Source organism: Pseudomonas guariconensis (assembly GCF_024127895.1).
Classification (GTDB): Bacteria; Pseudomonadota; Gammaproteobacteria; order Pseudomonadales; family Pseudomonadaceae; genus Aquipseudomonas; species Aquipseudomonas guariconensis_B.
The window spans coordinates 164850-189969 of sequence record NZ_JAMYBK010000007.1; the positions used below are offsets into that span (position 1 = coordinate 164850).

The 25120-nt window shown below is 64.2% G+C and carries 21 protein-coding genes; 14 read left to right on the top strand and 7 right to left on the bottom strand.

The genetic code is table 11. The features are described from left to right. Nucleotides 1-195: 195 nt before the first annotated feature. Nucleotides 196-3684 carry a chromosome segregation protein SMC gene (smc, locus tag NJF35_RS10840; protein WP_253091020.1) on the bottom strand — a complete coding sequence of 1163 codons (3489 nt, stop codon included), beginning with the start codon at nucleotides 3682-3684 and terminating at the stop codon, nucleotides 196-198. Between the two features lie 3 nt (nucleotides 3685-3687). Beyond that, nucleotides 3688-4347: a GntR family transcriptional regulator gene (locus NJF35_RS10845; RefSeq protein WP_225789901.1), complete on the bottom strand. Its 660-nt coding sequence runs from the start codon at nucleotides 4345-4347 to the stop codon at nucleotides 3688-3690. A 269-nt stretch (nucleotides 4348-4616) separates the two neighbouring features. Between NJF35_RS10845 and xdhA the strand changes: the two genes are divergently transcribed. From xdhA to guaD, 4 genes are all read left to right on the top strand, one after another. Then, entirely contained in the window at nucleotides 4617-6071 is a 1455-nt protein-coding gene (gene xdhA, locus NJF35_RS10850) for a xanthine dehydrogenase small subunit (RefSeq protein ID WP_225789902.1), read from the top strand. After that, the gene (gene xdhB, locus NJF35_RS10855; protein WP_225789903.1) at nucleotides 6064-8463 is read left to right on the top strand and encodes a xanthine dehydrogenase molybdopterin binding subunit; all 2400 of its coding nucleotides are present in this window, start codon (nucleotides 6064-6066) and stop codon (nucleotides 8461-8463) included. The genes xdhA and xdhB overlap by 8 nt, the downstream gene beginning before the upstream one ends. A 74-nt stretch (nucleotides 8464-8537) precedes the next feature. Next, nucleotides 8538-9383, top strand: a complete 846-nt coding sequence (xdhC, locus tag NJF35_RS10860) for a xanthine dehydrogenase accessory protein XdhC (protein ID WP_225789904.1) — start codon at nucleotides 8538-8540, stop codon at nucleotides 9381-9383. Between the two features lie 10 nt (nucleotides 9384-9393). Further along, the gene (guaD, locus tag NJF35_RS10865; protein ID WP_225789905.1) at nucleotides 9394-10698 is read left to right on the top strand and encodes a guanine deaminase; all 1305 of its coding nucleotides are present in this window, start codon (nucleotides 9394-9396) and stop codon (nucleotides 10696-10698) included. Nucleotides 10699-10749: 51 nt separating this feature from the next. Here guaD and aqpZ read toward each other — a convergent pair whose 3' ends face one another. Together aqpZ and NJF35_RS10875 are read right to left on the bottom strand one after the other, a co-directional pair. After that, nucleotides 10750-11454, bottom strand: coding sequence for an aquaporin Z (aqpZ, locus tag NJF35_RS10870; protein ID WP_225789906.1), 705 nt, complete (start codon nucleotides 11452-11454; stop codon nucleotides 10750-10752). Nucleotides 11455-11598: 144 nt separating this feature from the next. Continuing rightward, complete coding sequence (locus NJF35_RS10875) at nucleotides 11599-12357, bottom strand: GntR family transcriptional regulator (protein ID WP_253091021.1); 759 nt, start codon at nucleotides 12355-12357, stop codon at nucleotides 11599-11601. A gap of 357 nt (nucleotides 12358-12714) precedes the next feature. Here NJF35_RS10875 and NJF35_RS10880 point away from each other — a divergent pair, with 357 nt between their 5' ends. After that, on the top strand, nucleotides 12715-14064 hold the full coding sequence (locus NJF35_RS10880) for an NCS2 family permease (RefSeq protein ID WP_410045707.1): 1350 nt from the start codon (nucleotides 12715-12717) through the stop codon (nucleotides 14062-14064). A 348-nt stretch (nucleotides 14065-14412) separates the two neighbouring features. Here the strand turns inward: NJF35_RS10880 and uraH are convergent, their stop codons facing one another. Then, a complete protein-coding gene (gene uraH / locus NJF35_RS10885; RefSeq protein WP_225789908.1) occupies nucleotides 14413-14766 on the bottom strand; it encodes a hydroxyisourate hydrolase in 354 nt (117 codons plus the stop codon). Nucleotides 14767-15157: 391 nt separating this feature from the next. Here uraH and puuE point away from each other — a divergent pair, with 391 nt between their 5' ends. The 7 genes from puuE (at nucleotide 15158) to NJF35_RS10920 (ending at nucleotide 22143) form a co-directional block, all read left to right on the top strand. Continuing rightward, nucleotides 15158-16084, top strand: a complete 927-nt coding sequence (gene puuE / locus NJF35_RS10890) for an allantoinase PuuE (RefSeq protein ID WP_225789909.1) — start codon at nucleotides 15158-15160, stop codon at nucleotides 16082-16084. Next, nucleotides 16084-16599, top strand: a complete 516-nt coding sequence (uraD, locus tag NJF35_RS10895; RefSeq protein WP_225789910.1) for a 2-oxo-4-hydroxy-4-carboxy-5-ureidoimidazoline decarboxylase — start codon at nucleotides 16084-16086, stop codon at nucleotides 16597-16599. The genes puuE and uraD overlap by 1 nt, the downstream gene beginning before the upstream one ends. A gap of 93 nt (nucleotides 16600-16692) precedes the next feature. Then, nucleotides 16693-17196: an ureidoglycolate lyase gene (locus NJF35_RS10900; protein ID WP_225789911.1), complete on the top strand. Its 504-nt coding sequence runs from the start codon at nucleotides 16693-16695 to the stop codon at nucleotides 17194-17196. Between the two features lie 45 nt (nucleotides 17197-17241). Then, a complete protein-coding gene (locus tag NJF35_RS10905; protein WP_225789912.1) occupies nucleotides 17242-18558 on the top strand; it encodes a urate hydroxylase PuuD in 1317 nt (438 codons plus the stop codon). Between the two features lie 165 nt (nucleotides 18559-18723). Beyond that, a complete protein-coding gene (locus tag NJF35_RS10910; protein ID WP_253081600.1) occupies nucleotides 18724-20079 on the top strand; it encodes a nucleobase:cation symporter-2 family protein in 1356 nt (451 codons plus the stop codon). A gap of 142 nt (nucleotides 20080-20221) precedes the next feature. Then, on the top strand, nucleotides 20222-21007 hold the full coding sequence (locus tag NJF35_RS10915) for an outer membrane protein OmpK (protein ID WP_253081601.1): 786 nt from the start codon (nucleotides 20222-20224) through the stop codon (nucleotides 21005-21007). 353 nt (nucleotides 21008-21360) lie between these two features. Continuing rightward, nucleotides 21361-22143, top strand: a complete 783-nt coding sequence (locus tag NJF35_RS10920; protein WP_225789915.1) for an outer membrane protein OmpK — start codon at nucleotides 21361-21363, stop codon at nucleotides 22141-22143. 210 nt (nucleotides 22144-22353) lie between these two features. On the opposite strand, the gene NJF35_RS10925 is transcribed toward NJF35_RS10920, so the two are convergent. Continuing rightward, nucleotides 22354-23268 (bottom strand): DUF808 domain-containing protein, encoded by a 915-nt coding sequence (locus NJF35_RS10925; RefSeq protein WP_253091022.1) that lies wholly within the window; start codon nucleotides 23266-23268, stop codon nucleotides 22354-22356. A 132-nt stretch (nucleotides 23269-23400) separates the two neighbouring features. Here NJF35_RS10925 and NJF35_RS10930 point away from each other — a divergent pair, with 132 nt between their 5' ends. After that, nucleotides 23401-24012 (top strand): TetR/AcrR family transcriptional regulator, encoded by a 612-nt coding sequence (locus tag NJF35_RS10930; protein ID WP_225789917.1) that lies wholly within the window; start codon nucleotides 23401-23403, stop codon nucleotides 24010-24012. A gap of 144 nt (nucleotides 24013-24156) precedes the next feature. Here NJF35_RS10930 and NJF35_RS10935 read toward each other — a convergent pair whose 3' ends face one another. Next, the gene (locus NJF35_RS10935) at nucleotides 24157-24597 is read right to left on the bottom strand and encodes a GlcG/HbpS family heme-binding protein (protein WP_225789918.1); all 441 of its coding nucleotides are present in this window, start codon (nucleotides 24595-24597) and stop codon (nucleotides 24157-24159) included. 256 nt (nucleotides 24598-24853) lie between these two features. Between NJF35_RS10935 and NJF35_RS10940 the strand changes: the two genes are divergently transcribed. Further along, nucleotides 24854-25120 (top strand): thiamine pyrophosphate-binding protein (locus NJF35_RS10940; protein ID WP_253091023.1); only part of this gene is annotated, 267 nt, incomplete at its 3' end.

A 25120-nucleotide genomic window follows, 5' to 3' on the forward strand; every position in this document is an offset into this window, starting at 1 on the left:
TGCCTCTATAAAAATATGCTTGAAAACAAAGGCTTCAAAGCCCTTTAACACGTGGCGCCAACTCTATGTTCTGACAGGCGTTTTACCCACGCAAAAAACAAGTGACATTAAGCTAGCACGACCAAAGACAACTTTACACCGTCTCTCGCACATGTCAGGGGCATTTACCCACTAATCCTGCCCTATCTTCGCTCATCAGGCGTCGACCATGGCCAGTGCCTCCTCCACATCAACTGCAACAAGACGTGAACAGCCCGGTTCGTGCATGGTCACCCCCATCAGTTGATCGGCCATTTCCATGGCGATCTTGTTATGGGTGATGTAGATGAACTGCACACTCTCGCTCATTTCCTTGACCAACCTGGCGTAACGCCCGACGTTGGCATCGTCCAGCGGCGCATCGACCTCGTCGAGCATGCAGAACGGTGCCGGGTTCAGCTTGAAGATGGCGAACACCAGCGCCAGGGCGGTCAACGCCTTCTCGCCACCGGACAACAGGTGGATGGTGCTGTTCTTCTTGCCCGGCGGGCGCGCCATGATCGTCACCCCTGTATCGAGTAAATCTTCGCCCGTCAGTTCCAGATAAGCACTGCCGCCACCGAAAACTTTTGGAAAAAGTGCCTGTAATCCGGCATTTATCTGATCAAAGGTATCCTTGAAGCGGTTGCGGGTTTCCTTGTCGATCTTGCGGATGACGTTCTCCAGCGTCTCCAGGGCCTCCACCAGGTCGGCGTCCTGGGCGTCCAGGTAGCGCTTGCGCTCGGACTGCTGCTGATATTCCTCGATGGCCGCCAGGTTGATCGCGCCCAGACGCTGGATGCGCCCCTCGAGCTGTTCCAGCTCCTGTTCGGTGCCCTGCTCGCTGGCCTCGGGCTCGAGCGTGGCGAGCACGCCCTGCAGATCGTAGCCATCGGCCAGCAGTTGCTCCTGCAGCGTCTTGCGGCGTACGTCCAGGCCCTGGGACTCCAGGCGCGACTGCTCCAGCTGGCCACGCAGCAGCTGGGCCTGCTGCTCGGCCTGGGTGCGGCGGCGCTCGGCGTCGCGCAGTTCGCGGTCGGCCTCGTCCATGTGCAGGCGGGCCTGGCGCATTTCCTCGTCGACGCTCATGCGCCGCTCCAACAGCTCCTCCAGCTTCAGGCGCAGCTCCTCCAGCGGCGCTTCGCCCTCTTCCAGGTTCAGGCTCAACTGTTCCTGGCGCTCGCTCAGGCGCGCAGCCTGCAACTCCAGGCGCTCCAGGGCCTGGCGCGTGGAGTCGTGCTGGGCCCGCAGCGAGCCCAGGCGCACGGCCAACTGGTGGGCGTGATCCTTGTGCTGTCGGGCCTCCTGGCGGATGCGGTCGAGGCCCTCGCGCAAGCGATCGCGACGGGCCAGCAGTTGTTCGCGCTGCTCGGTGTCCTGGGCCATCAGCTCCAAGGACTCCTGCAACAGCAGGCGCGCTTCGCCCAACTGCTCGTGCTCCAGGGCGCGCTGCTCCAGCAGCTCGGCCAATTCTTCCTGGAGCCGACGACGGCGCAGTTCCAGTTGCTCGGCGCGGGCGCGGCCAGCCGACAGCCGTGCCTTGAGCTCACCCTGCCGGCGGTTTTCGTCCTGGCTGCGCTGGCGCAGTTGCTCACGCTGCGCCTCCAGGTCGCGCTGCTGCCCGCGCAGCGCCTGGAGTTGCTGCTCGTGCTGCTCCAACTGCGCGGCCAGTTCCAGTTGTTCCTGGCCCAGGCGCTCGATTTCCTGGCCCCGGGCCAGGACGCCCCCCTCGGACTCGCCCCCCCGGCTCACCCGCAGGAAATGCCGGCCGACCCAGTAGCCGTCGCGGCTGACCAGGCTCTGGCCGTCGCTCAACTGCTCGCGCAGCGCCAAGGCCTGCTCCAGGCTGTCCACCGGCCTGACCTGGCCAAGCCAGGGCGCCAGGTCGGTGCGCCCCTCGACCTTGTCCAGCAGGCTGCCCGGCCACCGCGCGCCCTCTTCGCCCGCCAGCAGCAGGCGCAGCTCGCCTTGCTCCAGGGCGGTGAAATCGAGGCGGGAGAAATCCTCCACCAGCACCGCCTGCAGGTCGGCACCGAGCACGGTTTCCACCGCCAGTTCCCAACCCGGCTCGACCCGCAACCCCTCGGCCAGGCGTGGACGCTGCTCCAGGCCCTGCCCACGCAGCCAGTCGGCGGCGCCGGCAGCGGGCTCCAGGGCGGCCTGCTGCAGCGCCTCCAGGGAGGCCAGGCGCCCCCCCAGGCGTTGCAGCTCGCCCTGCTGTTGCTGGTGGGCCTCGCCGGCCTGCTGCAGCTGTTCGCGCACCGCTTCGAGACGCTCGAGCACCGCCTGTTCGGCAAGCTGCAGCTCCTCGAGCAGCAGGTCGCTGCTGGCCACCTGCTCCGCCAGCTCCAGCATGGCGGCATCCTGCGGGTCGGCGCCGAGCTGGTCACGCTCCTCGCCCAGCTTGCGCTGGCGCTCGGCCAGGCGCTCCAGGCTGGACTCGAGCTGCTGCAGGCGCGCCTGTTGCACCTCGGCCTGGCGCCGCGGCTCGGCCGAACGGGTGTTGAAGCCGTCCCACTGCTCCTGCCAGCCGTGCATGCCCAGCTCGGCTTCCTCCAGGGCCGCCGCGGCTTCCTCGGCGGCGGCCAGGGTCAGTTCCTGCTCGGGCTCGAGCATGGCCAGTTCCTCGCCCAGGGTGGCCAGCAAGGTTCGGTCATGGCCCAGATGCGACTCGGTCTCAAGACGCGTGCGCTCGGCTTCCTTGAGGTCGTCCTGCAACTGGCGCAGGCGCTGCTGACCATGCTGGATGCTCTGCTCGACCCGGGCGATGTCGCCAGCCACCGAGTAGAAGCGCCCTTGTACCTGGTTGAAGCGCTCGGACAGCTCATGGTGCCCGTCACGCAGGCGCTCGATGCTGGCATCGGCGTTGCGCTGTTCGGCCACCAGGGCCTCGAAGGCCACTTCCTGGTCGCCGATGATCGTCTCGCGCTGGCGCACGCGCTCGTCCAGGTCACGCCAGCGCAGGGCCGACAGGCGCGCCTTGAGCTGGCGCTCATGGGCCTTGTACTCGCGGTACTTCTCGGCCGCCTGGGCCTGGCGGTGCAGGCGCTCGAGCTGGCGCTCGAGTTCCTCGCGCAGGTCGGTCAGGCGCGCCAGGTTCTCCTGGGTACGGCGGATACGGTTCTCGGTCTCGCGGCGGCGCTCCTTGTACTTGGAGATGCCCGCCGCCTCCTCGATGAAGTTGCGCAGCTCCTCGGGCTTGGCCTCGATCAGCTTGGAGATCATGCCCTGCTCGATGATCGAGTAGCTGCGCGGGCCGAGGCCGGTACCGAGGAAGATGTCGGTGATGTCGCGGCGCCGACACTTGGTGCCGTTGAGGTAATAGGTGTTCTGCCCGTCGCGGGTGACCTTGCGGCGGATGGAGATCTCGGCGTAGGCGGCGTATTCGCCGACCAGGGTGGTTTCGCTGTTGTCGAACACCAGTTCGATGCTGGCCTGGCTCACCGGCTTGCGGCTGGTGGAGCCGTTGAAGATGACATCGGTCATCGACTCGCCGCGCAGGTTCTTGGCCGAACTCTCGCCCATCACCCAGCGCACCGCGTCGATGATGTTGGACTTGCCGCAGCCGTTAGGCCCCACCACTGCGGCCATGTTGCTGGGGAAGTTGACCGTGGTCGGGTCGACGAACGACTTGAACCCGGCCAGGCGAATGCACTTCAGGCGCATCGGTCAGGTCCGCGCCAAGGCCGCCAGCACCAGTTCGCAACTGCGCTGGCAATAGGCGACGAGCACCTCGCGGATGCGCGGCAGGTCGCGGGCGACCACGGCTTCGAGCAGGCGGGCGAACAGTTCGAGGTAGTCGTCCATGTTGGCCTGGCGCTGGTCCAGGGCCAGGTAGTAGGCACGGCTCATGGCCGGTTGCAGGTTCTCCACGGTTTCCTGCAGGTAAGGGTTGTCGGCGAACGGATAGGCCGCGCGCATCACCGCGAAGCTGTCGGCGACGAAGGTCTTGATGTCCTGGTCGGCATGGGCCTGCTGCAGGCGTTGCTGGATCGCCAGGAAGGGCTGCAGGTCGGTTTCACTGCGCCAGTTCTGCGCCACCGCGTTGCCCAACAGGATGTAGAACTCGCCCATCAGGGTGCACAGGCTGCGCACGCTGCGCTCGTCCAGTTCGGTCACATGGGCGCCACGACGCGGCAGGATCGCGACCAGATGGCGACGTTCGAGGATCAGCAATGCCTCGCGCACCGAGCCGCGGCTGACGTTCAGTGCCTGGGTGACCTTCTGCTCCTGGATGCGCTCGCCCGGCGCGAGCTCACCGCGGATGATCCGTTCGGCCAGGTAGTGGGCAATCTGCTCGGAGAGGCTGTCCGGCGCCTTGAACGTCATGGTTTTCCTTCAAACTCTTTGAACTGGGCACAAGGGCGCGATTGTAGCGCACTTGCCCACCGCTCGCGCAGCGCAACGTGGCGCTTTATTCGACCTGCGCAGCGACCGGTAAGTCGGCGCGAACTATGCTTGCAAGAGAGGCAGTGTGTGCGGCCGGGCAAGGACACAGATAATTTCTTGACCTTTGGGTCAGAAAAATATTGACCAAGAGGTCAAGCGTTGCTTAGAGTCCGTCCGAACAACAATAAAACCATTGCGAGGCCTTCCCCGTGATCCAGTTTCTCGTCAACCAGGAGCTGCAGAGTGAGCACGCCCTGGACCCGAACATGACGGTGCTGCAGTACTTGCGTGAGCACCTGGGCAAACCCGGCACCAAGGAAGGCTGCGCCAGCGGCGACTGCGGCGCCTGTACCGTGGTGGTGGGCGAGCTGGCCCAGGACGACCAGGGCCGCGACACCCTGCGCTACCGCAGCCTCAACTCGTGCCTGACCTTCGTCTCGTCGCTGCACGGCAAGCAACTGATCAGCGTCGAAGGCCTCAAGCACAAGGGCGAGCTGCACAGCGTGCAGCAGGCCATGGCCGACTGCCATGGCTCCCAGTGCGGCTTCTGCACCCCCGGCTTCGTCATGTCGCTGTTCGCCCTGCAGAAGAACAGCGACGGCCACGACCTGCACCATGCCCAGGAAGCCCTGGCCGGCAACCTGTGCCGCTGCACCGGCTACCGGCCGATCCTCGCCGCCGCCGAACAGAGCTGCGCCCGCCCCTGCCGCGACCAGTTCGACGAACAGCAGGCCCAAACCATCGCCCGCCTCAAGGCCATCGCCCCAAGCGAGACCGGCGAGCTCAACAGCGGCGACAAGCGCTGCCTGGTGCCGCTGACCGTGGCCGACCTGGCCGAGCTGTACAGCTCCCATCCCGAGGCACGCCTGCTGGCTGGCGGTACCGACCTGGCCCTGGAGGTCACCCAGTTCCACAAGACCTTGCCGGTGATGATCTACGTCGGTGGCGTGGCCGAGCTCAAGCGCATCGACAAGACCGCGACCCACCTGGAAATCGGTGCCGCCACCCCGCTGACCGACTGCTACACCGCGCTCAACGAGGAATACCCCGACTTCGGTGCCCTGCTGCACCGCTTCGCCTCGCTGCAGATCCGCAACCAGGGCACCCTGGGCGGGAACATCGGCAACGCCTCGCCGATCGGCGACTCGCCACCCCTGCTGATCGCCCTGGATACGCAGATCGTCCTGCGCCAGGGCGAGAACCAGCGCGTGCTGGCGCTGGAGGACTACTTCATCGACTACCGCATCACCGCGCGCCAGGACAGCGAGTTCATCGAGAAGGTCATCGTGCCGCGCGCCAGCAGCGACTGGACGTTCCGCGCCTACAAAGTGTCCAAGCGCCTGGACGACGACATCTCGGCGGTGTGCGCGGCGTTCAACCTGCGCATCGAGGACGGCGTGGTCAGCGGTGCACGGATCGCCTTCGGCGGCATGGCGGCGATCCCCAAGCGCGCCCGTGCCTGCGAGGCCGCGCTGCTCGGCAAGCCGTGGAACCAGGCGAGCGTCGAGCGTGCCTGCCAGGCCCTGGCCGAAGACTTCACCCCGCTCACGGATTTTCGCGCCAGCAAGGAATACCGCCTGCTGACCGCGCAGAACCTGCTGCGCAAGTATTTCATCGAACTGCAAACGCCGTACATCGAGACCCGGGTGACCGCATATGTCTAACCATCACGCAGCCAAGAGCCAGGCCGAGATGGCCGAACTGTTCCGCCAGGGCCTGACCACCGGTGTCGGCCGTAGCGTCAAGCACGACAGCGCCGACAAGCATGTGTCCGGTGAAGCGGTGTACATCGATGACCGCCTGGAATTCCCCAACCAGTTGCACGTCTATGCGCGCACCTCCGACCGCGCCCATGCACGCATCCTGCGCATCGACACCACGCCCTGCTATGCCTTCGAGGGCGTGCGCATCGCCATCACCCACGAGGACATCCCGGGCCTGAAGGACATCGGCCCGGTGGTCGCCGGCGACCCGCTGCTGGCCATCGACAAGGTCGAGTTCTTCGGCCAACCGGTGCTCGCCGTGGCCGCCCGCGACCTCGACACCGCACGCCGCGCAGCGATGGCGGCGATCGTCGAGTACGAGGACCTGGAGCCTGTGCTGGACGTGGTCGAGGCGTTTCGCAAGCAGCACTTCGTGCTCGACAGCCACACCCACCGGCGCGGTGATTCGAGCACGGCGCTGGCCAGCGCCCCGCACCGCCTGCAAGGCACCCTGCACATCGGTGGCCAGGAGCACTTCTACCTGGAGACGCAGATCTCTTCGGTGATGCCCACCGAGGATGGCGGCATGATCGTCTACTGCTCGACCCAGAACCCCACCGAGGTGCAGAAGCTGGTCGCCGAGGTGCTGGACGTGCCGATGAACAAGATCGTCGTCGACATGCGCCGCATGGGCGGCGGCTTCGGTGGCAAGGAGACCCAAGCCGCCAGCCCCGCCTGCCTGTGCGCGGTGATCGCCCGCCTGACCGGCCAGCCGACCAAGATGCGCCTGCCGCGCATGGAAGACATGACCATGACCGGCAAGCGTCACCCGTTCTACGTCGAATACGACGTGGGCTTCGACGACCAGGGCCGCCTGCATGGCATCAACCTGGACCTGGCCGGCAACTGCGGTTATTCGCCGGACCTCTCCGGCTCGATCGTCGACCGCGCCATGTTCCATTCCGACAACGCCTACTACCTGGGCGACGCCACGGTGCACGGCCACCGCTGCAAGACCAACACCGCCTCCAACACCGCCTACCGCGGCTTCGGCGGCCCCCAGGGCATGGTCGCCATCGAGCAGGTGATGGACCACATCGCCCGCCACCTGGCCCTCGACCCGCTGGCAGTGCGCAAGGCCAACTACTACGGCAAGACCGAGCGCAACGTCACCCACTACTACCAGACCGTCGAGCACAACATGCTCGAGGAAATGACCGCCGAACTCGAGGCCAGCGCCGACTATGCCGAGCGCCGCGAATCGATCCGGCGTTTCAACGAACACAGCCCGGTGCTCAAGAAGGGCCTGGCGCTGACCCCGGTCAAGTTCGGCATTTCGTTCACCGCTACCTTCCTCAACCAGGCCGGTGCGCTGATCCATATCTACACCGACGGCAGCATCCACCTGAACCACGGTGGCACCGAGATGGGCCAGGGCTTGAACACCAAGGTCGCCCAAGTGGTGGCGCAGGTGTTCCAGGTCGACTTCGGGCGCATCCAGATCACCGCCACCAACACCGACAAAGTGCCCAACACCTCGCCGACCGCGGCCTCCAGCGGCGCCGACCTCAACGGCAAGGCGGCGCAGAACGCCGCCGAGATTCTCAAGAAGCGCCTGACCGAATTCGCCGCCCGCCACTACAAGGTCACCGAGGAGGATGTGGAGTTCCGCAACGGCCATGTGCGCGTGCGCGACGAAATCATCAGCTTCGAGACCCTGGTGCAGCAGGCCTATTTCGCCCAGGTGTCGCTGTCGAGCACCGGCTTCTACCGCACGCCGAAGATCTACTACGACCGCGACCAGGCACGCGGCCGGCCGTTCTACTACTTCGCCTTCGGCGCCGCCTGCGTCGAGGTGATCGTCGACACCCTGACCGGCGAATACCGCATGCTGCGCGCCGACATCCTGCACGACGTCGGCGACTCGCTGAACCCGGCCATCGACATCGGCCAGGTGGAAGGTGGCTTCATCCAGGGCATGGGCTGGCTGACCACCGAGGAGCTGGTGTGGAACGCCAAGGGCAAGCTGATGACCAACGGCCCGGCCAGCTACAAGATCCCGGCCGTGGCCGACATGCCCCTGGACCTGCGGGTCAAGCTGGTGGAGAACCGCAAGAACCCCGAGGACACGGTGTTCCACTCCAAGGCCGTGGGCGAGCCGCCATTCATGCTCGGCATCGCCGCCTGGTGCGCGCTCAAGGATGCGGTGGCGAGCATCGCCGACTACCGCGTGCAACCGGACATCGATGCTCCGGCAACGCCGGAGCGGGTGCTGTGGGGCTGCGAGCAGATGCGCAAGGCGGTGGCCCAGCGGCAATCTGTCGAACAGGAACTGGAAACCGTCACCCACTGACAGCTAAGAAACCCTGTGGGAGCGGGCAAGCCCGCTCCCACAGGGTCCGCGGCGCAACTTAGAGAGGTTGCATCATGCACCAATGGATCAACGCCCTCGCCGACCATCAAGCCCGCGGCGAACCCTGCGTCCTGGTGACCATCATCGAGGAGCGCGGCTCCACCCCGCGCAACGCCGGCTCGAAGATGGTGGTCAGTGCCACCGGCCTGTACGACACCATCGGCGGCGGCCACCTGGAGTACAAGGCCCTGCACATCGCCCGGCAGATGCTCCAGGAACAACGCGGCACGCCCCACCTGGAGCGCTTCAGCCTGGGCGCGAGCCTCGGCCAGTGCTGCGGCGGCGTCACCGTGCTGCTGTTCGAGCCCATGGCTGCGGTGCAGGCGCAAATCGCCGTGTTCGGCGCGGGCCATGTCGGCCGCGCTCTGGTACCCTTGCTCGCCGCGCTGCCCTGCCGGGTGCGCTGGATCGATTCGCGCGAGCAGGAATTCCCCGAGAGCATCCCCGCCGGGGTGACCAAGGTCGTCAGCGAGGAACCGGTCGACGAAGTCGCTGAGCTGCCCGCAGGCTGCTACTGCATCGTCATGACCCACAACCACCAGCTCGACCTGGAACTGACCGCGGCCATCCTCAAGCGCAACGACTTCACCTGGTTCGGCCTGATCGGCTCGAAGACCAAGCGGGTCAAGTTCGAGCACCGCCTGCGCGAGCGCGGCTACGACGACGCCGTGGTGGCGCGCATGCGCTGCCCGATGGGCCTGGCCGAGGTCAAGGGCAAGCTGCCGATCGAGATCGCCGTGTCCATCGCCGCGGAAATCATTGCCACCTACAACGCCTGCTTCGGCCAGCACGACGCTGCCGCCAATTCAGGCCCCATTGCCCAGTTGCTGCCGCCCTCCCGGCGCAGCCAAGCCATTTGACGAGACTGCCATGAGCGCAACCCGCAAAGCCTACCGAGCCGCCATCCTGCACAGCATCGACGACCCGGCCGAGGTGGGCCTCGACGCTTCCCACGAATATTTCGAAGACGGCCTGCTGGTGGTCGACGATGGCCGTATCAGTGCGATCGGCCATGCCAGCGAACTGCTGCCGACCCTGGAGGCCGGCATCGAGGTAGTGCACCACCGCGATGCCCTGATCACCCCGGGCTTCATCGACACCCACATCCACTTCCCGCAGACCGGCATGATCGGCTCCTACGGCGAGCAGTTGCTGGACTGGCTGAACACCTACACCTTCCCCTGCGAGAAGCAGTTCGCCGACAAGGATCACGCCGACAAGGTGGCGAAGATCTTCCTCAAGGAACTGCTGCGCAACGGCACCACCACCGCCCTGGTGTTCGGCAGCGTACACCCCGAGTCGGTCAATGCCTTGTTCGAGGAAGCCGAGCGCCTCGACCTGCGCATGATCGCCGGCAAGGTGATGATGGACCGCAATGCCCCCGACTACCTGACCGATACCGCCGAGTCGAGCTATACCCAGAGCAAGGCGCTGATCGAACGCTGGCACGGCAAGGGCCGCCTGCACTATGCGGTGACCCCGCGCTTCGCCCCGACCAGCACCCCGGAACAGTTGGCTCTGGCGGGCCAGTTGCTCAAGGAATACCCAGGCCTCTACCTGCACACCCACTTGTCCGAGAACCTCAAGGAGATCGACTGGGTCAAGGCGTTGTTCCCGGAGCAGAAGGGCTACCTGGACGTCTACGACCACTACCAACTGCTCGGCGAGCGCTCGGTGTTCGCCCATGGCGTGCACCTGTGCGACGAAGAGTGCCAGCGCCTGGCCGAGACCGGCTCGGCCGTGGCCTTCTGCCCGACCTCCAACCTGTTCCTCGGCAGCGGCCTGTTCAACCTGCCCCAGGCCGAGCGCTTCAAGGTCAACGTGGGCCTGGGCACCGACGTCGGCGCTGGCACCAGCTTCTCGTTGCTCAATACCCTGAACGAGGCGTACAAGGTCATGCAGCTGCAAGGCGCGCGCCTGCACCCGTACAAGTCCCTGTACCTGGCCACCCTCGGCGGCGCCCGCGCGCTGCGCCTGGACGATCGCATCGGCAGCCTGCGCCCGGGCCTGGATGCCGACTTCGTGGTGCTCGACTACAAGGCCACGCCGCTGCTGGACTACCGTATCCAGCAGTCCAGCAGCATCGAGGAAACCCTGTTCGTGCTCACCACCCTGGGCGACGACCGCACCGTGCGCCAGACCTACGCGGCAGGGCGCTGCGTGCACCAGCGCTAAGGGTCGCGTGCCCTTTGGGGGCGCTTCGCGCGCCCCACTGCCGCTAGGCCCTCAACGATCAGGTGCTGGCGCAAGCCCTCGGTACAGGGCCCCACCGATCGCCGCGCCAATCAGCGGCGCCAGCCAGAACAACCACAGCTGCTGCAGCGCCCAGCCACCGACGAACAGCGCCGGCCCAGTGCTACGCGCCGGGTTCACCGAGGTGTTGGTCACCGGGATGGAGATCAGGTGGATGAGGGTCAGGGCCAGGCCGATGGCAATCGGCGCGAAACCCGCCGGCGCCCGCGAGTCGGTGGCCCCCATGATGATCACCAGGAACATCGCGGTCATCACCACCTCGCTGGTGAACCCCGCCGCCAGCGAGTAGCCACCCGGTGAATGCTCGGCATAGCCGTTGGAGGCAAGCCCCGACGACAGCTCGAAGCCGGCCTTGCCGCTGGCGATGAAATAGATCACCGCCGCCGCCAGGATCGCGCCGATCACCTGGGCGACGATGTATGGCAGCAGCTCCTTGGCCGGAAACCGCCCGCCCACCACCAGCCCCAGCGACACCGCGGGGTTGAGATGACAACCGGAGATATGGCCGATGGCGAAGGCCATGGTCAGGACCGTGAGGCCGAATGCCAAGGCGACGCCGAGCACACCGATGCCGGTGGGAAAGCTGGCAGCCAGCACGGCACTGCCGCAGCCACCCAGGACCAGCCAGAAGGTGCCGACCAGCTCGGCACCCATGCGCTTACCCAGAGAAATAGTCATGGATCCTTCCTCAAGTAGTTGATGCGACACAGGCGCAAGCCCAACTGCTCGATGAAGGTTTGCAGAAGTGAATCTAGCAGAGCCTTGGCCAAGGGCCAGTAGGTTGGCTATCAGCGGCCCCAATGTGCCAACCCAGGCAAACGATCAACCCTTGGCCGACACCTTGGGCTTTTTCTGCAGCAGGTGCGAGAACACCGCATGCAGGTCGTCCGAGGCGCTCTCCTCGTCCAGGTTCAGCTTGCTGTCGATATGGTCCATGTGGTGCATCATCAGGCTCACCGCCTGGTCCAGGTCACGGGCCTCGATGGCGTCGATCAACTGCATGTGCTCGTCGTAGGAGCAGTGCGAGCGGTTGCCGCTCTCGTACTGGGCGATGATCAGCGAGGTCTGCGACACCAGGCTGCGCTGGAAGCTGATCAGCGGAGCGTTGCCGGCCGCCTCGGCCAGCTTGAGGTGGAATTCGCCAGAGAGGCGAATCCCGGCACCCCGATCGCCACGGGAGAAGCTGTCGCGCTCCTCGCGGACCATCTGGCGCAGTTCGTTCAATTGCTCGGCCGTGGCGTGCTGCACCGCCAGTTCGGTGATGGCGCGTTCGACCATGCGCCGGGAGAAGAACACCTGGCGCGCCTCCTCCACCGTCGGGCTGGCCACCACCGCGCCCCGGTTGGGCCGCAGCAGCACCACGCTTTCATGGGCCAGGCGCGACAAGGCGCGGCGGATGATGGTGCGGCTGACGCCGAAGATCTCGCCCAGCGCTTCCTCGCTCAACTTGGTGCCCGGCGCCAGACGCTGCTCGAGGATGGCATCGAAAACATGGGCGTAGACGATGTCGTCCTGGGTACCGCTGCGGCCGGCCTTGCCGTTGCGCACAGGTTTCTTCAGAGGTTGCAGCTGTTCGTTCATGGGCACTCGAGCACGGGGATCCGCCAGTCGGACCTTGACTGTAATACCTGTCAGAGGGTGGCTGGCAAGTCCTGGAAAGAAAAATAAGGGATCAAGGTATCGGCCTATTGTACACAGGCATATCGATTTCTGCAGGTGGCCTTTGCCTATATAGCCACTGTGCGCCAGATCGTGCGAACAAAAGATAAAACATTATTTGCATTATTTGTACACAAAAGCATAATCCACCGAGCGACTTCTTGACCCGAGAGTCAACAAACCGGTCAGACGTCTGCCAATCCCCCTCGCGGAGCCGCCAAGTGCACGACGCAGGACCAAGGCTCCAGAACAACAAGAAAGACTTGAGGAGTACTCGCTGTGGAAAGCCGCAAATCCGACGCCCCTACGCTGGATCTCGCCCCACCGCTCGAAACGAGCTGGCTGGAGCGGATTTTCAAACTCAAGCAACATGGCAGCACCGTCAGGACCGAGCTGATCGCCGGGGTGACCACCTTCATCACCATGGCCTACATCATCTTCGTCAACCCCAACATCATGGCCGACGCCGGCATCGACCACGGTGCGGCATTCGTCGCCACCTGCATCTCCGCCGCCCTCGGTTGCCTGCTGATGGGCCTGTACGCCAACTGGCCGGTGGGCCTGGCACCGGGCATGGGGCTCAACGCCTTCTTCACCTATACCGTGGTCGCCACCATGGGCTACACCTGGGAGGCGGCGCTGGGTGCGGTATTCGTCTCCGGCGTGCTGTTCATGTTCCTGACCTTGTCGAGGGTGCGCGAGTGGCTGCTCAACAGCATCCCGGTGAGCCTGCGGCATGCGATGGGGGCCGGCGTCGGATTGTTTCTCGGACTGATCGGCCTCAAGACCGCGGGTATCATCGTCGACAGCCCGGCCACCCTGATCAAGCTCGGCTCGCTGCATGAGCCAGGCCCACTGCTGGCGGCGCTGTGCTTCCTGTCGATCGCCATCCTCAGCTACAAGCGCGTGTTCGGCGCGATCCTGATCAGCATCATCGGTGTCACCCTGGCCGGTTGGGGTCTGGGGCTGGTGAAGTTTGGCGGGGTCATGTCGATGCCGCCGAGCCTGGCGCCGACCTGGATGGCGATGGACGTGGCTGGCGTGTTCAACGTCAGCATGATCAGCGTGGTGCTGGCATTCCTGTTCGTGCACATGTTCGATACCGCCGGCACCCTGATGGGCGTGGCGCAACGGGCAAACCTGGTGGCGCCGGACGGGCGTATCGAGAACCTGTCGCGGGCGTTGAAGGCAGACAGTTCCTCGAGCGTGTTCGGTGCCGTGGTAGGCGTACCGCCAGTGACCAGCTACGTCGAGAGTGCTGCGGGCGTCGCCGCCGGTGGTCGCACCGGCCTGACCGCCGTGGTGGTCGGCCTGCTGTTCGTCGCCGCCATGTTCTTCGCCCCGCTGGCCGGCATGATCCCGGCCTATGCCACCGCCGGTGCGCTGATCTACGTGGCCATGCTGATGATGGGCAGCATGGCGCACATCCACTGGGACGAAGCCACCGACAGCATTCCGGCGATCGTCACGGTAATCATGATGCCGCTGACCTTCTCGGTGGCCGACGGCATCGCCCTGGGCTTCATCAGCTACGTGGCGCTCAAGGCGGGGACCGGCAAGTACAAGGAAATCTCGGCCAGCCTGTGGGTGCTGTGCGCGATCTTCATTGCCAAGTTCGTGTTTCTTTGATTGCCAGGGGGGCATTCGCTTACCCCTTTCCATCTGAAGTCACTTGGGGCTGCTTTGCAGCCCCAGCATTCTTTGACCTATCCGCGGACAAGCTGCTCCCAGAAACCCTGCCAGCCGAACTGTTCATTGTGCGACAGTGCAGCCCTGGGGACTGAACAGGCTTGCAAGTCGATCGCAGGCGAGGTGGTTTGCAGGCTTATCAGCGCGCCGAATCGCCGCGAAGGCCAACCCTGGCAACACACGTGGAATGCCCCGTCGAACAGGCTGCAAGCCCCAAACTCCAGACGAAAAAAAGCCCGCCAGTGTGAGAGCGGGCCAAGGACCTACGAAGATTCTTCTAGCGACCAACTAGCTTCCACGATAGGTCGAGTAACTGTAAGGCGAGATCAACAGCGGTACATGGTAGTGCTCCTGCTGCTCGTCGATGCCAAAGCGCAGCACCACGACATCCAGGAAGGCCGGCTCCGGCAGCTTCACACCGCGAGCACGGTAGTAATCGCCAGCGCTGAACTGCAGCTGGTACACGCCGGTACGGTAGTCGTCACCCTGCAACAGCGGCGCGTCGACGCGGCCATCGCTGTTGGTCAGGGCAGTGTTCACCAGCTCCAGTTGCTGGCCTTCGACACGGTACAGCTCGACCTTGATCGAGCTGCCCGGGCAGCCGTGAGCGGCATCCAGTACGTGTGTGGTCAAACGTCCCATTTGCTTGTCGCCTCTTGTTCAATCTGTGGGCAAAAAATACACGGCTAGCACCACGCCCGGAGGCCTGTGGTGTGCGGGAGTAACGCCATTAAGACATTTTCTCGATAAATTGTACACAATTTTCTATCACCCTCCTCCAGTGCGCACCTTCCCTCCCCATAATAGAGCCCATCAGTCGCAAAGACAGGCTCCGTGCCGACGTCGGCGTCATTAGCTGACCGATCAGGCAGGTTTCTTGCAACGTATTTCCAACCGACAAATGGGAAGAAATGCGGAAAAACGGGCTTACAAAAGGATTCAGAAGTTGTATACAATCACCTCATCCGGTGAGTGCGACATCCCGACGCGGCCCGCCCACCACCCGCACTAACGTACAAGAAGGAAGACTGCAGTGAGCGCTGACTATCCTCGCGACCTGATCGGTTACGGCAACACTCCACCTCACCCGCGCTGGCCGGGGAATGCCCGCATCGCCCTGTCTTTCGTGCTCAACTATGAAGAAGGCGGCGAGCGCAACATCCTGCACGGCGACAAGGAATCCGAAGCCTTCCTTTCCGAGATGGTCGCCGCCCAGCCCCTGCAGGGCCAGCGCAACATGTGCATGGAGTCGCTCTACGAGTATGGCAGCCGTGCCGGCGTATGGCGCCTGCTCAAGCTGTTCAAGGACAGCGGCGTCCCGCTCACCGTCTTCGCCGTGGCCATGGCCGCCCAGCGCCACCCCGACGTGATCCGCGCCATGGTCGAGGCCGGCCACGAGATCTGCAGCCACGGCTACCGCTGGATCGACTACCAGAACATGGACGAGGCCCAGGAGCGCGAGCACATGCTCGAAGCCATCCGCATCCTCACCGAACTGACCGGCGAGCGCCCGCTGGGCTGGTACACCGGCCGCACCGGCCCGAACACCCGTCGCCTGGTGATGGAGGAAGGCGGTTTTCTCTATGACAGCGACACCTACGACGACGACCTGCCCTACTGGGAGCCGAACAACCCGACCGGCAAGCCGCACCTGGTGATCCCCTACACCCTGGACACCAACGACATGCGTTTCACCCAGGTCCAGGGCTTCAACTGCGGCGAGCAGTTCTTCCAGTACCTCAAGGACGCCTTCGACGTGCTCTATGAAGAAGGCGCCGAGGCACCGAAGATGCTGTCGATCGGCCTGCATTGCCGCCTGGTCGGCCGCCCGGCACGCCTGGCCGCGCTCAAGCGCTTCATCGACTACGCCAAGAGCCACGACCAAGTCTGGTTCGCCCGTCGCGTGGACATCGCCCGCCACTGGCACGCCACCCACCCGTACAAGAAAGAGAACGCCTGATGACCGCCTTCAAGACCCTCAAGCCATCGACCCTGGAGCGTGACGCCTTCGTCAAGGCCTTCGCCGACATCTACGAGCACTCGCCGTGGGTCGCCGAAAAAGCCTACGATCTCGGCCAACTGGGCGAGCTGGACGAGATCGAGGCGCTGCACCAGCGCATGAGCGACATCCTGCTCAGTGCCAGCCACGACGAGCAACTGGCGCTGATCAATGCGCACCCGGACCTGGCAGGTAAAGCGGCCATCCAGGGCGAACTGACCGAATCGAGCACCAACGAACAGGCTGGCGCCGGCATCCACCAGTGCACGCCCGAGGAATTCGCCCGCTTCACCGAACTCAACGATGCCTACAAGGCCAAGTTCAAGTTCCCGTTCATCATGGCGGTCAAGGGCAGCAACCGGCACCAGATCCTCGCCGCCTTCGAGAAGCGTATCCACAACGACGTCGATACCGAGTTCAAGGAAGCGCTGGCGCAGATCAACCTGATCGCCCTGTTCCGCCTGCTGCAACTTTAAGAGACGGTGCCCGGCCCGCCCCGAGCGCGCGACGCGATCGCCCCGGGGCCGGCCTCTGACCCTGAATAGAACACAGAACAAAGAGATAACCGCATGCGCACACTAGTGATCGAGCCCCTGACCAAAGAAGCCTTCGCCCCCTTCGGTGACGTGATCGAAACCGACGGCAGCGACCACTTCATGATCAACAACGGTTCGACCATGCGCTTCCACAAGCTCGCCACGGTCGAGACCGCCGAGCCCGAGGACAAGGCGATCATCAGCATCTTCCGCGCCGACGCCCTGGAGATGCCTTTGACCGTGCGCATGCTGGAACGCCATCCGCTGGGCAGCCAGGCTTTCATCCCGCTGCTCGGCAACCCCTTTCTGATCGTGGTCGCGCCCGTTGGCGATGCACCTGTATCAGGCTTGGTCCGAGCCTTCCGCAGTAATGGCAGGCAGGGCGTTAATTACCATCGCGGCGTCTGGCACCACCCGGTGCTGACGATCGAAAAGCGGGATGACTTCCTGGTGGTTGATCGCAGTGGTTCTGGCAACAACTGCGACGAGCATTACTTCACCGAGGAACAGATGCTGATCCTCAATCCCCACCAATAAGAAAAGGTCGGTCATCGCGTCGGTGACCGGCATGAGGTACATACTGTGGAAGCACACCTTCACGAATGGCTGAACCTGAGCATTCGCTGGGTTCACATGATCACCGGTATCGCCTGGATCGGTGCGTCGTTCTACTTCGTCTGGTTGGAGAACAACCTCAACCGCAGCAGCCCGCGCGAAGGGCTGTCGGGTGACCTCTGGGCCATCCACGGCGGCGGTATCTACCACCTGGAGAAGTACAAGCTCGCCCCGCCGAAGATGCCGGAGAACCTGCACTGGTTCAAATGGGAAGCCTACTTCACCTGGCTGTCCGGTATCGCCCTGCTGTGCGTGGTGTTCTACTGGAACCCGACCCTCTACCTGCTGGCACCCGGCAGCACCCTGAGCGGTGCCGAGGGCGTGGCCATCGGTATCGGCTCGCTGATCGCCGGCTGGTTCATCTACGACTTCCTCTGCGACTCGCCCCTGGGCAAGCGCCCCGCCCTGCTCGGCGGCGTGCTGTTCGTGCTGATCATCGCCGCCTGCTGGGGCTTCAGCCTGGTGTTCAGCGGCCGCGGTGCCTACCTGCACACCGGCGCGATCATCGGCACCATCATGGTCGGCAACGTGTTCCGCATCATCATGCCGGCCCAGCGCCAGCTGGTGGCGGCGATCGAGAAGAACGAAACCCCTGACCCGGTACTGCCGGCCAAGGGCCTGTTGCGTTCGCGCCACAACAACTACTTCACCCTGCCGGTGCTGTTCATCATGATCAGCAACCACTTCCCGAGCACTTACGGCAGCCAGTACAACTGGTTGATCCTGGCCGGGATCGCAGTGGCCGCGGTACTGATCCGTCACTACTTCAACACCCGCCACGACAGCAACAAGTACGCCTGGACCCTGCCCGTCGGCGCCCTGGCGATGATCTGCCTGGCCTATGTGACCGGTCCCAAGCCGATGTCGGTAGCCCCTGAGCAGGCCGCGATCGAGTACCAGCCGCTGCCAGCCACTGCCGTCGGTGGCAAGACCGCCGCCGAGCGGCGCGCCGAGGAAGCCGCCAAGGCCGCCGAGGCTCCAGCCGCTGCAGCCGAGGCCCCGGCCACCGCACAGGTCGCCCCGGGTGGTTTCGAGAAGATCCACACCGTCATCCAGGAACGCTGCACCGTGTGCCACTCGGCCAAGCCGACCAGCCCGCTGTTCAGCACCGCCCCTGGCGGCGTGGTGTTCGACACCCCGCAGCAGATCCAGGCCCAGGCCGCGCGCATCCAAGCGCAGGCTGTCGCCAGCCAGATCATGCCGCTGGGCAACATCACCCAGATGACCCAGGAAGAACGCAACCTGGTCGGTGCCTGGATCGCCAAAGGCGCTCCGGTCAACTGACCCAGGCAACAGCTGCGAGCCACAAGCTCCACGCTGCACGTAGTACGTAACAAGCAAGCATCGAGCGTCAGGCTTCAACGCGGGAACCCCAGGCTTTTTCTTGAAGCCTGCCGCCTGAAGCCTGGCGCTTGGATCCGAGAATAAAAACAAAACTCGAGGTGCTGCATGTCCGAGTCACGCAAGGCGTACATCCCCGTTGCGCCCCCACGACAACCCCTACCCCTGTTCCAACTGATTCTGGTGGGCCTGCAACATGTACTGCTGATGTATGGCGGCGCGATCGCCGTGCCCCTGATCATCGGCCAGGCCGCTGGGCTGTCTCGTGAAGAAGTCGCTTTCCTGATCAACGCCGACCTGCTGGTCGCCGGCGTCGCCACCATCGTCCAGTCGTTCGGCATCGGCCCGGTGGGTATCCGAATGCCAGTGATGATGGGTGCCAGCTTCGCCGCCGTCGGCAGCATGGTGGCCATGGCTGGCATGCCGGGCGTGGGCCTGCAGGGGATCTTCGGCGCGACCATCGCCGCCGGGTTCTTCGGCATGCTGATCGCGCCGTTCATGTCCAAGGTGGTGCGCTTCTTCCCACCGCTGGTCACCGGCACGGTGATCACCTCGATCGGCCTGTCGCTGTTCCCGGTCGCGGTCAACTGGGCCGGTGGTGGCCATGAGGCCGAGACCTTCGGCTCGCCCATCTACCTGCTGGTGGCCGGCCTGGTGCTGTCGGTGATCCTGCTGATCAACCGCTTCATGCGCGGCTTCTGGGTCAATGTCTCGGTGCTGGTAGGCATGGGCCTGGGCTACGTCCTGGCCGGCTCGATCGGCATGGTCGACCTCTCCGGCCTGTCCCAGGCGCCGTGGCTGCAGGTGGTCACCCCGCTGCACTTCGGCATGCCGACCTTCAGCCTGGCGCCGATCCTGTCCATGTGCCTGGTGGTGGTGATCATCTTCGTCGAGTCCACCGGCATGTTCCTCGCCCTGGGCAAGGTCACCGACCGCGAAGTCACCCCGGGCATGCTGCGTCGCGGCCTGATGTGCGACGCCGGCGCCTCGTTCGTTGCCGGTTTCTTCAACACCTTCACCCACTCCTCCTTCGCCCAGAACATCGGCCTGGTGCAGATGACCGGGGTGCGCTGCCGCTACGTCACCGTGGTCGCGGGCGCCTTGCTGATCCTGCTCAGCCTGCTGCCGAAGGCGGCCTTCCTGATCGCCTCGATCCCGCCCGCGGTACTGGGTGGCGCGTCCATCGCCATGTTCGGCATGGTCACCGCCACGGGGATCAAGATCCTCCAGGAGGCGGACATCTCCGATCGGCGCAACCAGTTGCTGGTGGCGGTCAGCGTCGGCCTCGGCCTGATCCCCGTGGTCCGACCGGAGTTCTTCGCGCAGTTGCCCCAGTGGATGGAACCCATCACCCACAGCGGCATCGCCATGGCCACGGTCAGTGCGCTGGTGCTGAACCTGCTGTTCAACATCCTCGGTGGCGCTGACCGCGCGGCGCACAACGACGCCTGTCACCAGCACTGAGCCAGACGGGGTGGCGGCCTGCGCCGCCCCTTCGCTCCTCCCCGTCGTAACCGCTGGACCGTCGGCCCGCCGGAATGGGCCGTCCGGGGCGCCTGCGCGCCAAAAAAACGCCAACAAAAACAATAAGTCCGGGAATCACGACATGAAGCGCATCACCTCGTCCCTGCTGCTGGGCAGCAGCCTCTTGGTCACCCTCCCCGCGTTCGCGGGCGACCTGCTGGAGTGGCATGGCGAAAGCCTGACCTACCTGTACGGCAAGGACTTCAAGATCAACCCCCGCATCCAGCAAACGCTGACGTTCGAGCACGCCAACCGCTGGAAGTATGGCGACACCTTCCTGTTCATCGACAAGATCTTCTACAACGGCCAGGCCGACCCGAACAAAGGCGTCACCACCTATTACGGCGAGTTCAGTCCGCGCCTGTCGTTCGGCAAGATCTTCGACCGCAAGCTCGAGTTCGGCCCGGTCAAGGACGTGCTGCTGGCCATGACCTACGAGAGCGGCGAAGGCGACAACGAGGCCTACCTGATCGGCCCCGGTTTCAGCCTGGCGATCCCCGGCTTCAACTACTTCAACCTGAACTTCTACTGGCGCAACACCGAAGGCAGCCGACCGGGCGACAATGTCTGGCAGATCACCCCGAGCTGGTCCTACACCATCCCCGTGGGCAACTCCGACCTGCTCATCGACGGCTACATCGACTGGGTGGTGGACAACGACGAGACCCGCCGAGGCACCTACCACGCCAACCTGCAGTTCAACCCACAGGTCAAGTACGACCTGGGCAAGGCCCTGAACCTGGGCGCCAAGCAGCTCTACGTGGGTATCGAATACAGCTATTGGAAGGACAAGTACGGCATCGACAGCCGCGGCAACCTGGACAGCAACCAGAGCGTGACCAGTGCCTTGGTGAAGGTACACTTCTAAAAGTTGACTCATAAATCAGGTTTTATGACATAGTGCGCCAGGACGGAGCACTTGAGGCAAGGCGCGCAAGTGAGTAATCTGCGCGCCCCCTCGATCGGGGCAGGACGGACCCTGCCCGCGTTTACTGACCGCTCAGTCAATGAATTCGGGCGGTTGGCCAACGTGTTGCCAGCCTGAAATACCCATTTTCATCCGTTCAGAACGAAGTCGAGCAGGATGGTTGTGACTAACCCGGAAAGGTTGGCGCAGCTCTTGCCAAACAGCTGTGGCCAATCGAAAAAAGCTGACCCAAAAGACAAAAATAGCGCCGCAGAGCGCTGACAACAGATCCAATCAAGGGAGCGACCCACGCAATGCGTACCCTCAACAGCCTGATCCTCGCCGGCGGCCTGCTGGCTTGCGGTACCAGTTTCGCCGGCGACCTGCTGCAATGGCAGAACAACAGCCTCACCTACCTGTGGGGCAAGAACTTCAAGGTGAACCCTGACATCCAGCAGACCTTCACCTTCGAGCACGCCGACGGCTGGAAGTACGGCGACAACTTCATCTTCATCGACAAGATCTTCTACCAAGGCAAGAAAGACGCCAACAACGGCCCGAACACCTACTACGGCGAGATCAGCCCGCGCCTGTCGTTCGGCAAGATCTTCGACCAGCAGCTGGCGTTCGGCCCGGTCAAGGACGTGCTCCTGGCGATGACCTACGAGTTCGGCGAAGGTGACACCGAGGCCTACCTGATCGGCCCCGGCTTCGACCTGGACATCCCAGGCTTCGACTACTTCCAGCTGAACTTCTACCAGCGCACCACCGATGGCAGCCGCCCGGGTGACAATGTCTGGCAGATCACCCCGGTGTGGTCGTACACCATTCCCGTGGGTTCGTCCGACCTGCTCATCGACGGCTTCATGGACTGGGTGGTGGACAACGACGAGAACCGCCGCGGCACCTACCAGGCCAACCTGCACTTCAACCCGCAGGTCAAGTACGACCTGGGCAAGGCGCTCAAGCTTGGCGAGAAGCAGTTGTACGTGGGTATCGAGTACGACTACTGGAAGAACAAGTACGGCATCAAGGACAGCGATGCGTTCACGACCGACCAGAACACCATGAGCTTCCTGCTCAAGGTGCACTTCTGACCTGAGCATGCGGGAGCGGGCTTGCCTGCGAATGCGCCTGTCCCGGTATCACCGGAGCATGGCAAGGGCGGCGCCCTTGTTCGCGGGCAAGCCCGCTCCCACAAGGCCCCTGCACACCGCGCCACTCGTGATCGGCTCGCAACCCTGGGAGCGAGCCTGCCAAGGCACCGAACCGCCGCGATCCGGGGCATCGCCCCAGCCATCCTCCGCTCAAGCCGCTGGCCGCAGCGCCCGCCACAGCTTGCCCACCACACTGACCACCGCCAGCACCACGGCCCCGGCCACGACTCCAGCCACACCATTGAGCAACGCGCCGGTCAATGCCCCACCCCGCCCGTCGCTGAACGCCTCGATGGCATGGTGCAGCGGCGCGATGCCATGCACCAGGATCCCGCCACCGACCAGGAACATCGCCGCAGTGCCGATCACCGACAGGCTCTTCATCATGTACGGCGCCGCGCGCAGGATGCCATTGCCCACCGCGCGGGCAATCGTCGAGGCTTTCTGGGCCATCCACAGCCCCAGGTCGTCGAGCTTGACGATCCCACCCACCAAGCCATAGACGCCGATGGTCATGACGATGGCGATACCCGACAGCACGATGATCTGCTGGCTCAGCGGCGCATCGGCCACGGTGCCCAGGGTGATGGCGATGATTTCCGCCGAGAGGATGAAGTCGGTGCGCACCGCTCCCTTGATCTTGGTTTTCTCGTAGGCCACCAGGTCGATCTCGGGGTCGGCCACCGCCTCCTTGCGCGCACTGTGCTCGGCCTCATCCTCGGCCTTGCTGTGCAGGAACCGGTGCGCCAGCTTCTCGAAGCCCTCGAAGCACAGGTAGGCACCGCCGAGCATCAACAGCGGCGTCACCGCCCAGGGGATGAAGGCACTGATCAGCAGCGCCGCCGGCACCAGGATCGCCTTGTTCACCAACGAGCCCTTGGCCACCGCCCAGACCACCGGGATCTCCCGCTCGGCCCGTACGCCCGTGACCTGCTGGGCATTGAGTGCCAGGTCGTCGCCCAGCACGCCTGCGGTCTTCTTCGCCGCGACCTTGGTCATCACCGAGACATCGTCCAGTACCGTGGCGATGTCGTCGATCAACACCAGTAGACTGCTTCCTGCCATGTTCACCTGCTTCCGAGGGGTTGTGAGAAGCTCGAATTCTAGCCCAGGGATGCTGCCTTGAGCGCCCGGCGAAGCGGGTGCTACCATGCCGGACCCTCCTAGAGGTGGCCAGACAAAGGAAGATTCCCGACAATGAGCACCATTCGCGAGCGCAACAAGGAACTGATCCTGCGCGCAGCCAGCGAGGAATTCGCCGACAAGGGCTTCGCCGCCACCAAGACCAGCGACATCGCCGCCAAGGCCGGGCTGCCCAAGCCGAACGTCTACTACTACTTCAAGTCCAAGGAAAACCTCTACCGCGAAGTGCTGGAAAGCATCATCGCGCCGATCATGCAGGCCTCCACGCCGTTCAATGCCGACGGCGACCCCAGGGAAGTGCTGAGCGCGTATATCCGCTCGAAGATCCGCATTTCCCGCGACCTGCCCCATGCCTCCAAGGTGTTCGCCAGCGAAATCATGCATGGCGCCCCGCACCTGTCACCGAAGCAGGTGGAGCAGCTCAACGAACAGGCACGGCACAACATCGAGTGCATCCAGCGCTGGATCGAGCGCAAGCAGATCGCCCCGGTCGACCCTCACCACCTGATGTTCAGCATCTGGGCGGCGACCCAGACCTATGCCGACTTCGACTGGCAGATCGCGGTGGTGACCGGCAAGGCCAAGCTCGCCGACAGTGACTACGACGCGGCGGCGCAGACCATCATTCGCTTGGTGCTCAAGGGCTGCGAGCCCGAGGCCGCCTGAACCTCACTGGGGCCGCTTCGCGCCCCTCGCGGCACGAGGCCGCTCCCACGGGCCATGCGCTCTTCTCAAGCACAGCGCCGAACCTGTGGGAGCGGCCTCGTGCCGCGAATGGGCTGCCAAGCAGCCCCTTGCACCGTCAACGGATCACGCCACTACACCGGCATCCGCCGTCAACCCCACCTCCTCGATCGCACTGATCGCGCACTGCTCGTCGATATCCGAGGTATCGCCGCTGATCCCCACCGCTCCCAGCACCTTGCCGTCCTGATCGCGCACCAGCACACCACCCGGCGCCGGCACCACCGGGCGCTCGCCCAGGCCATTGAGCGCGGCGAAGAACGCCGGGCGCTGCTGGGCATCCAGCGCCAGCAGGCGCGACCCCTTGCCCACGGCGACAGCTCCCCAGGCCTTGCCTATCGCCACCTGCGGACGCAGCAGGCTGGCGCCATCCTCGCGTTGCAGCGCCAATAGATGCCCGCCGGCATCCAGCACCGCCACCGTCAACGGTGCGGCGTCGATCTTGCGGCCAGCGGCCAGCGCGGCGTTCACCAGGCTGACAGCGACTTTCAGGGTCAATGCGTTCATGGAAAGGTCCTCTTCTTGTTGTGAGAAGCCCTGAGGGCAGTTGAAAACCGATAGCTCAATAGAACACAACGCTCATATTTTTTGTATACAATATTTTTAAAATATCGTGCACGACACGGCGAAACCCAGTTTTCAAGGGCATTCCGACGAACGCCACTTCCCGGGATGAAAATGGATTGACCTAAGCCGCTGAGCGTGAATACACTCTACCGCAAAGCAAGTTGTATACAATTACAAAATCAATGAGGCACAAACCATGAGCAAAATGAGAGCAATCGATGCAGCCGTTCTGGTCATGCGCCGTGAAGGTGTAGATACCGCGTTCGGCATCCCGGGGGCTGCCATCAACCCGCTGTACTCGGCCCTGAAGAAAGTCGGTGGCATCGATCACGTCCTCGCTCGTCACGTCGAAGGCGCCTCGCACATGGCCGAGGGCTACACCCGCGCCAACCCCGGCAACATCGGCGTGTGCATCGGCACCTCCGGCCCTGCCGGCACCGACATGGTCACCGGCCTGTACAGT

Excerpts from the sequence above, each read along its gene's own strand:
- smc (WP_253091020.1), bottom strand. The coding sequence starts at position 3,684 with ATGCGCCTGAAGTGCATTCGCCTGGCCGGGTTCAAGTCGTTCGTCGAC.
- NJF35_RS10845 (WP_225789901.1), bottom strand. The coding sequence starts at position 4,347 with ATGACGTTCAAGGCGCCGGACAGCCTCTCCGAGCAGATTGCCCACTAC.
- xdhB (WP_225789903.1), top strand. The coding sequence starts at position 6,064 with ATGTCTAACCATCACGCAGCCAAGAGCCAGGCCGAGATGGCCGAACTG.
- xdhC (WP_225789904.1), top strand. The coding sequence starts at position 8,538 with ATGCACCAATGGATCAACGCCCTCGCCGACCATCAAGCCCGCGGCGAA.
- guaD (WP_225789905.1), top strand. The coding sequence starts at position 9,394 with ATGAGCGCAACCCGCAAAGCCTACCGAGCCGCCATCCTGCACAGCATC.
- aqpZ (WP_225789906.1), bottom strand. The coding sequence starts at position 11,454 with ATGACTATTTCTCTGGGTAAGCGCATGGGTGCCGAGCTGGTCGGCACC.
- NJF35_RS10875 (WP_253091021.1), bottom strand. The coding sequence starts at position 12,357 with ATGAACGAACAGCTGCAACCTCTGAAGAAACCTGTGCGCAACGGCAAG.
- uraH (WP_225789908.1), bottom strand. The coding sequence starts at position 14,766 with ATGGGACGTTTGACCACACACGTACTGGATGCCGCTCACGGCTGCCCG.
- uraD (WP_225789910.1), top strand. The coding sequence starts at position 16,084 with ATGACCGCCTTCAAGACCCTCAAGCCATCGACCCTGGAGCGTGACGCC.
- NJF35_RS10900 (WP_225789911.1), top strand. The coding sequence starts at position 16,693 with ATGCGCACACTAGTGATCGAGCCCCTGACCAAAGAAGCCTTCGCCCCC.
- NJF35_RS10910 (WP_253081600.1), top strand. The coding sequence starts at position 18,724 with ATGTCCGAGTCACGCAAGGCGTACATCCCCGTTGCGCCCCCACGACAA.
- NJF35_RS10915 (WP_253081601.1), top strand. The coding sequence starts at position 20,222 with ATGAAGCGCATCACCTCGTCCCTGCTGCTGGGCAGCAGCCTCTTGGTC.
- NJF35_RS10920 (WP_225789915.1), top strand. The coding sequence starts at position 21,361 with ATGCGTACCCTCAACAGCCTGATCCTCGCCGGCGGCCTGCTGGCTTGC.
- NJF35_RS10925 (WP_253091022.1), bottom strand. The coding sequence starts at position 23,268 with ATGGCAGGAAGCAGTCTACTGGTGTTGATCGACGACATCGCCACGGTA.
- NJF35_RS10930 (WP_225789917.1), top strand. The coding sequence starts at position 23,401 with ATGAGCACCATTCGCGAGCGCAACAAGGAACTGATCCTGCGCGCAGCC.
- NJF35_RS10935 (WP_225789918.1), bottom strand. The coding sequence starts at position 24,597 with ATGAACGCATTGACCCTGAAAGTCGCTGTCAGCCTGGTGAACGCCGCG.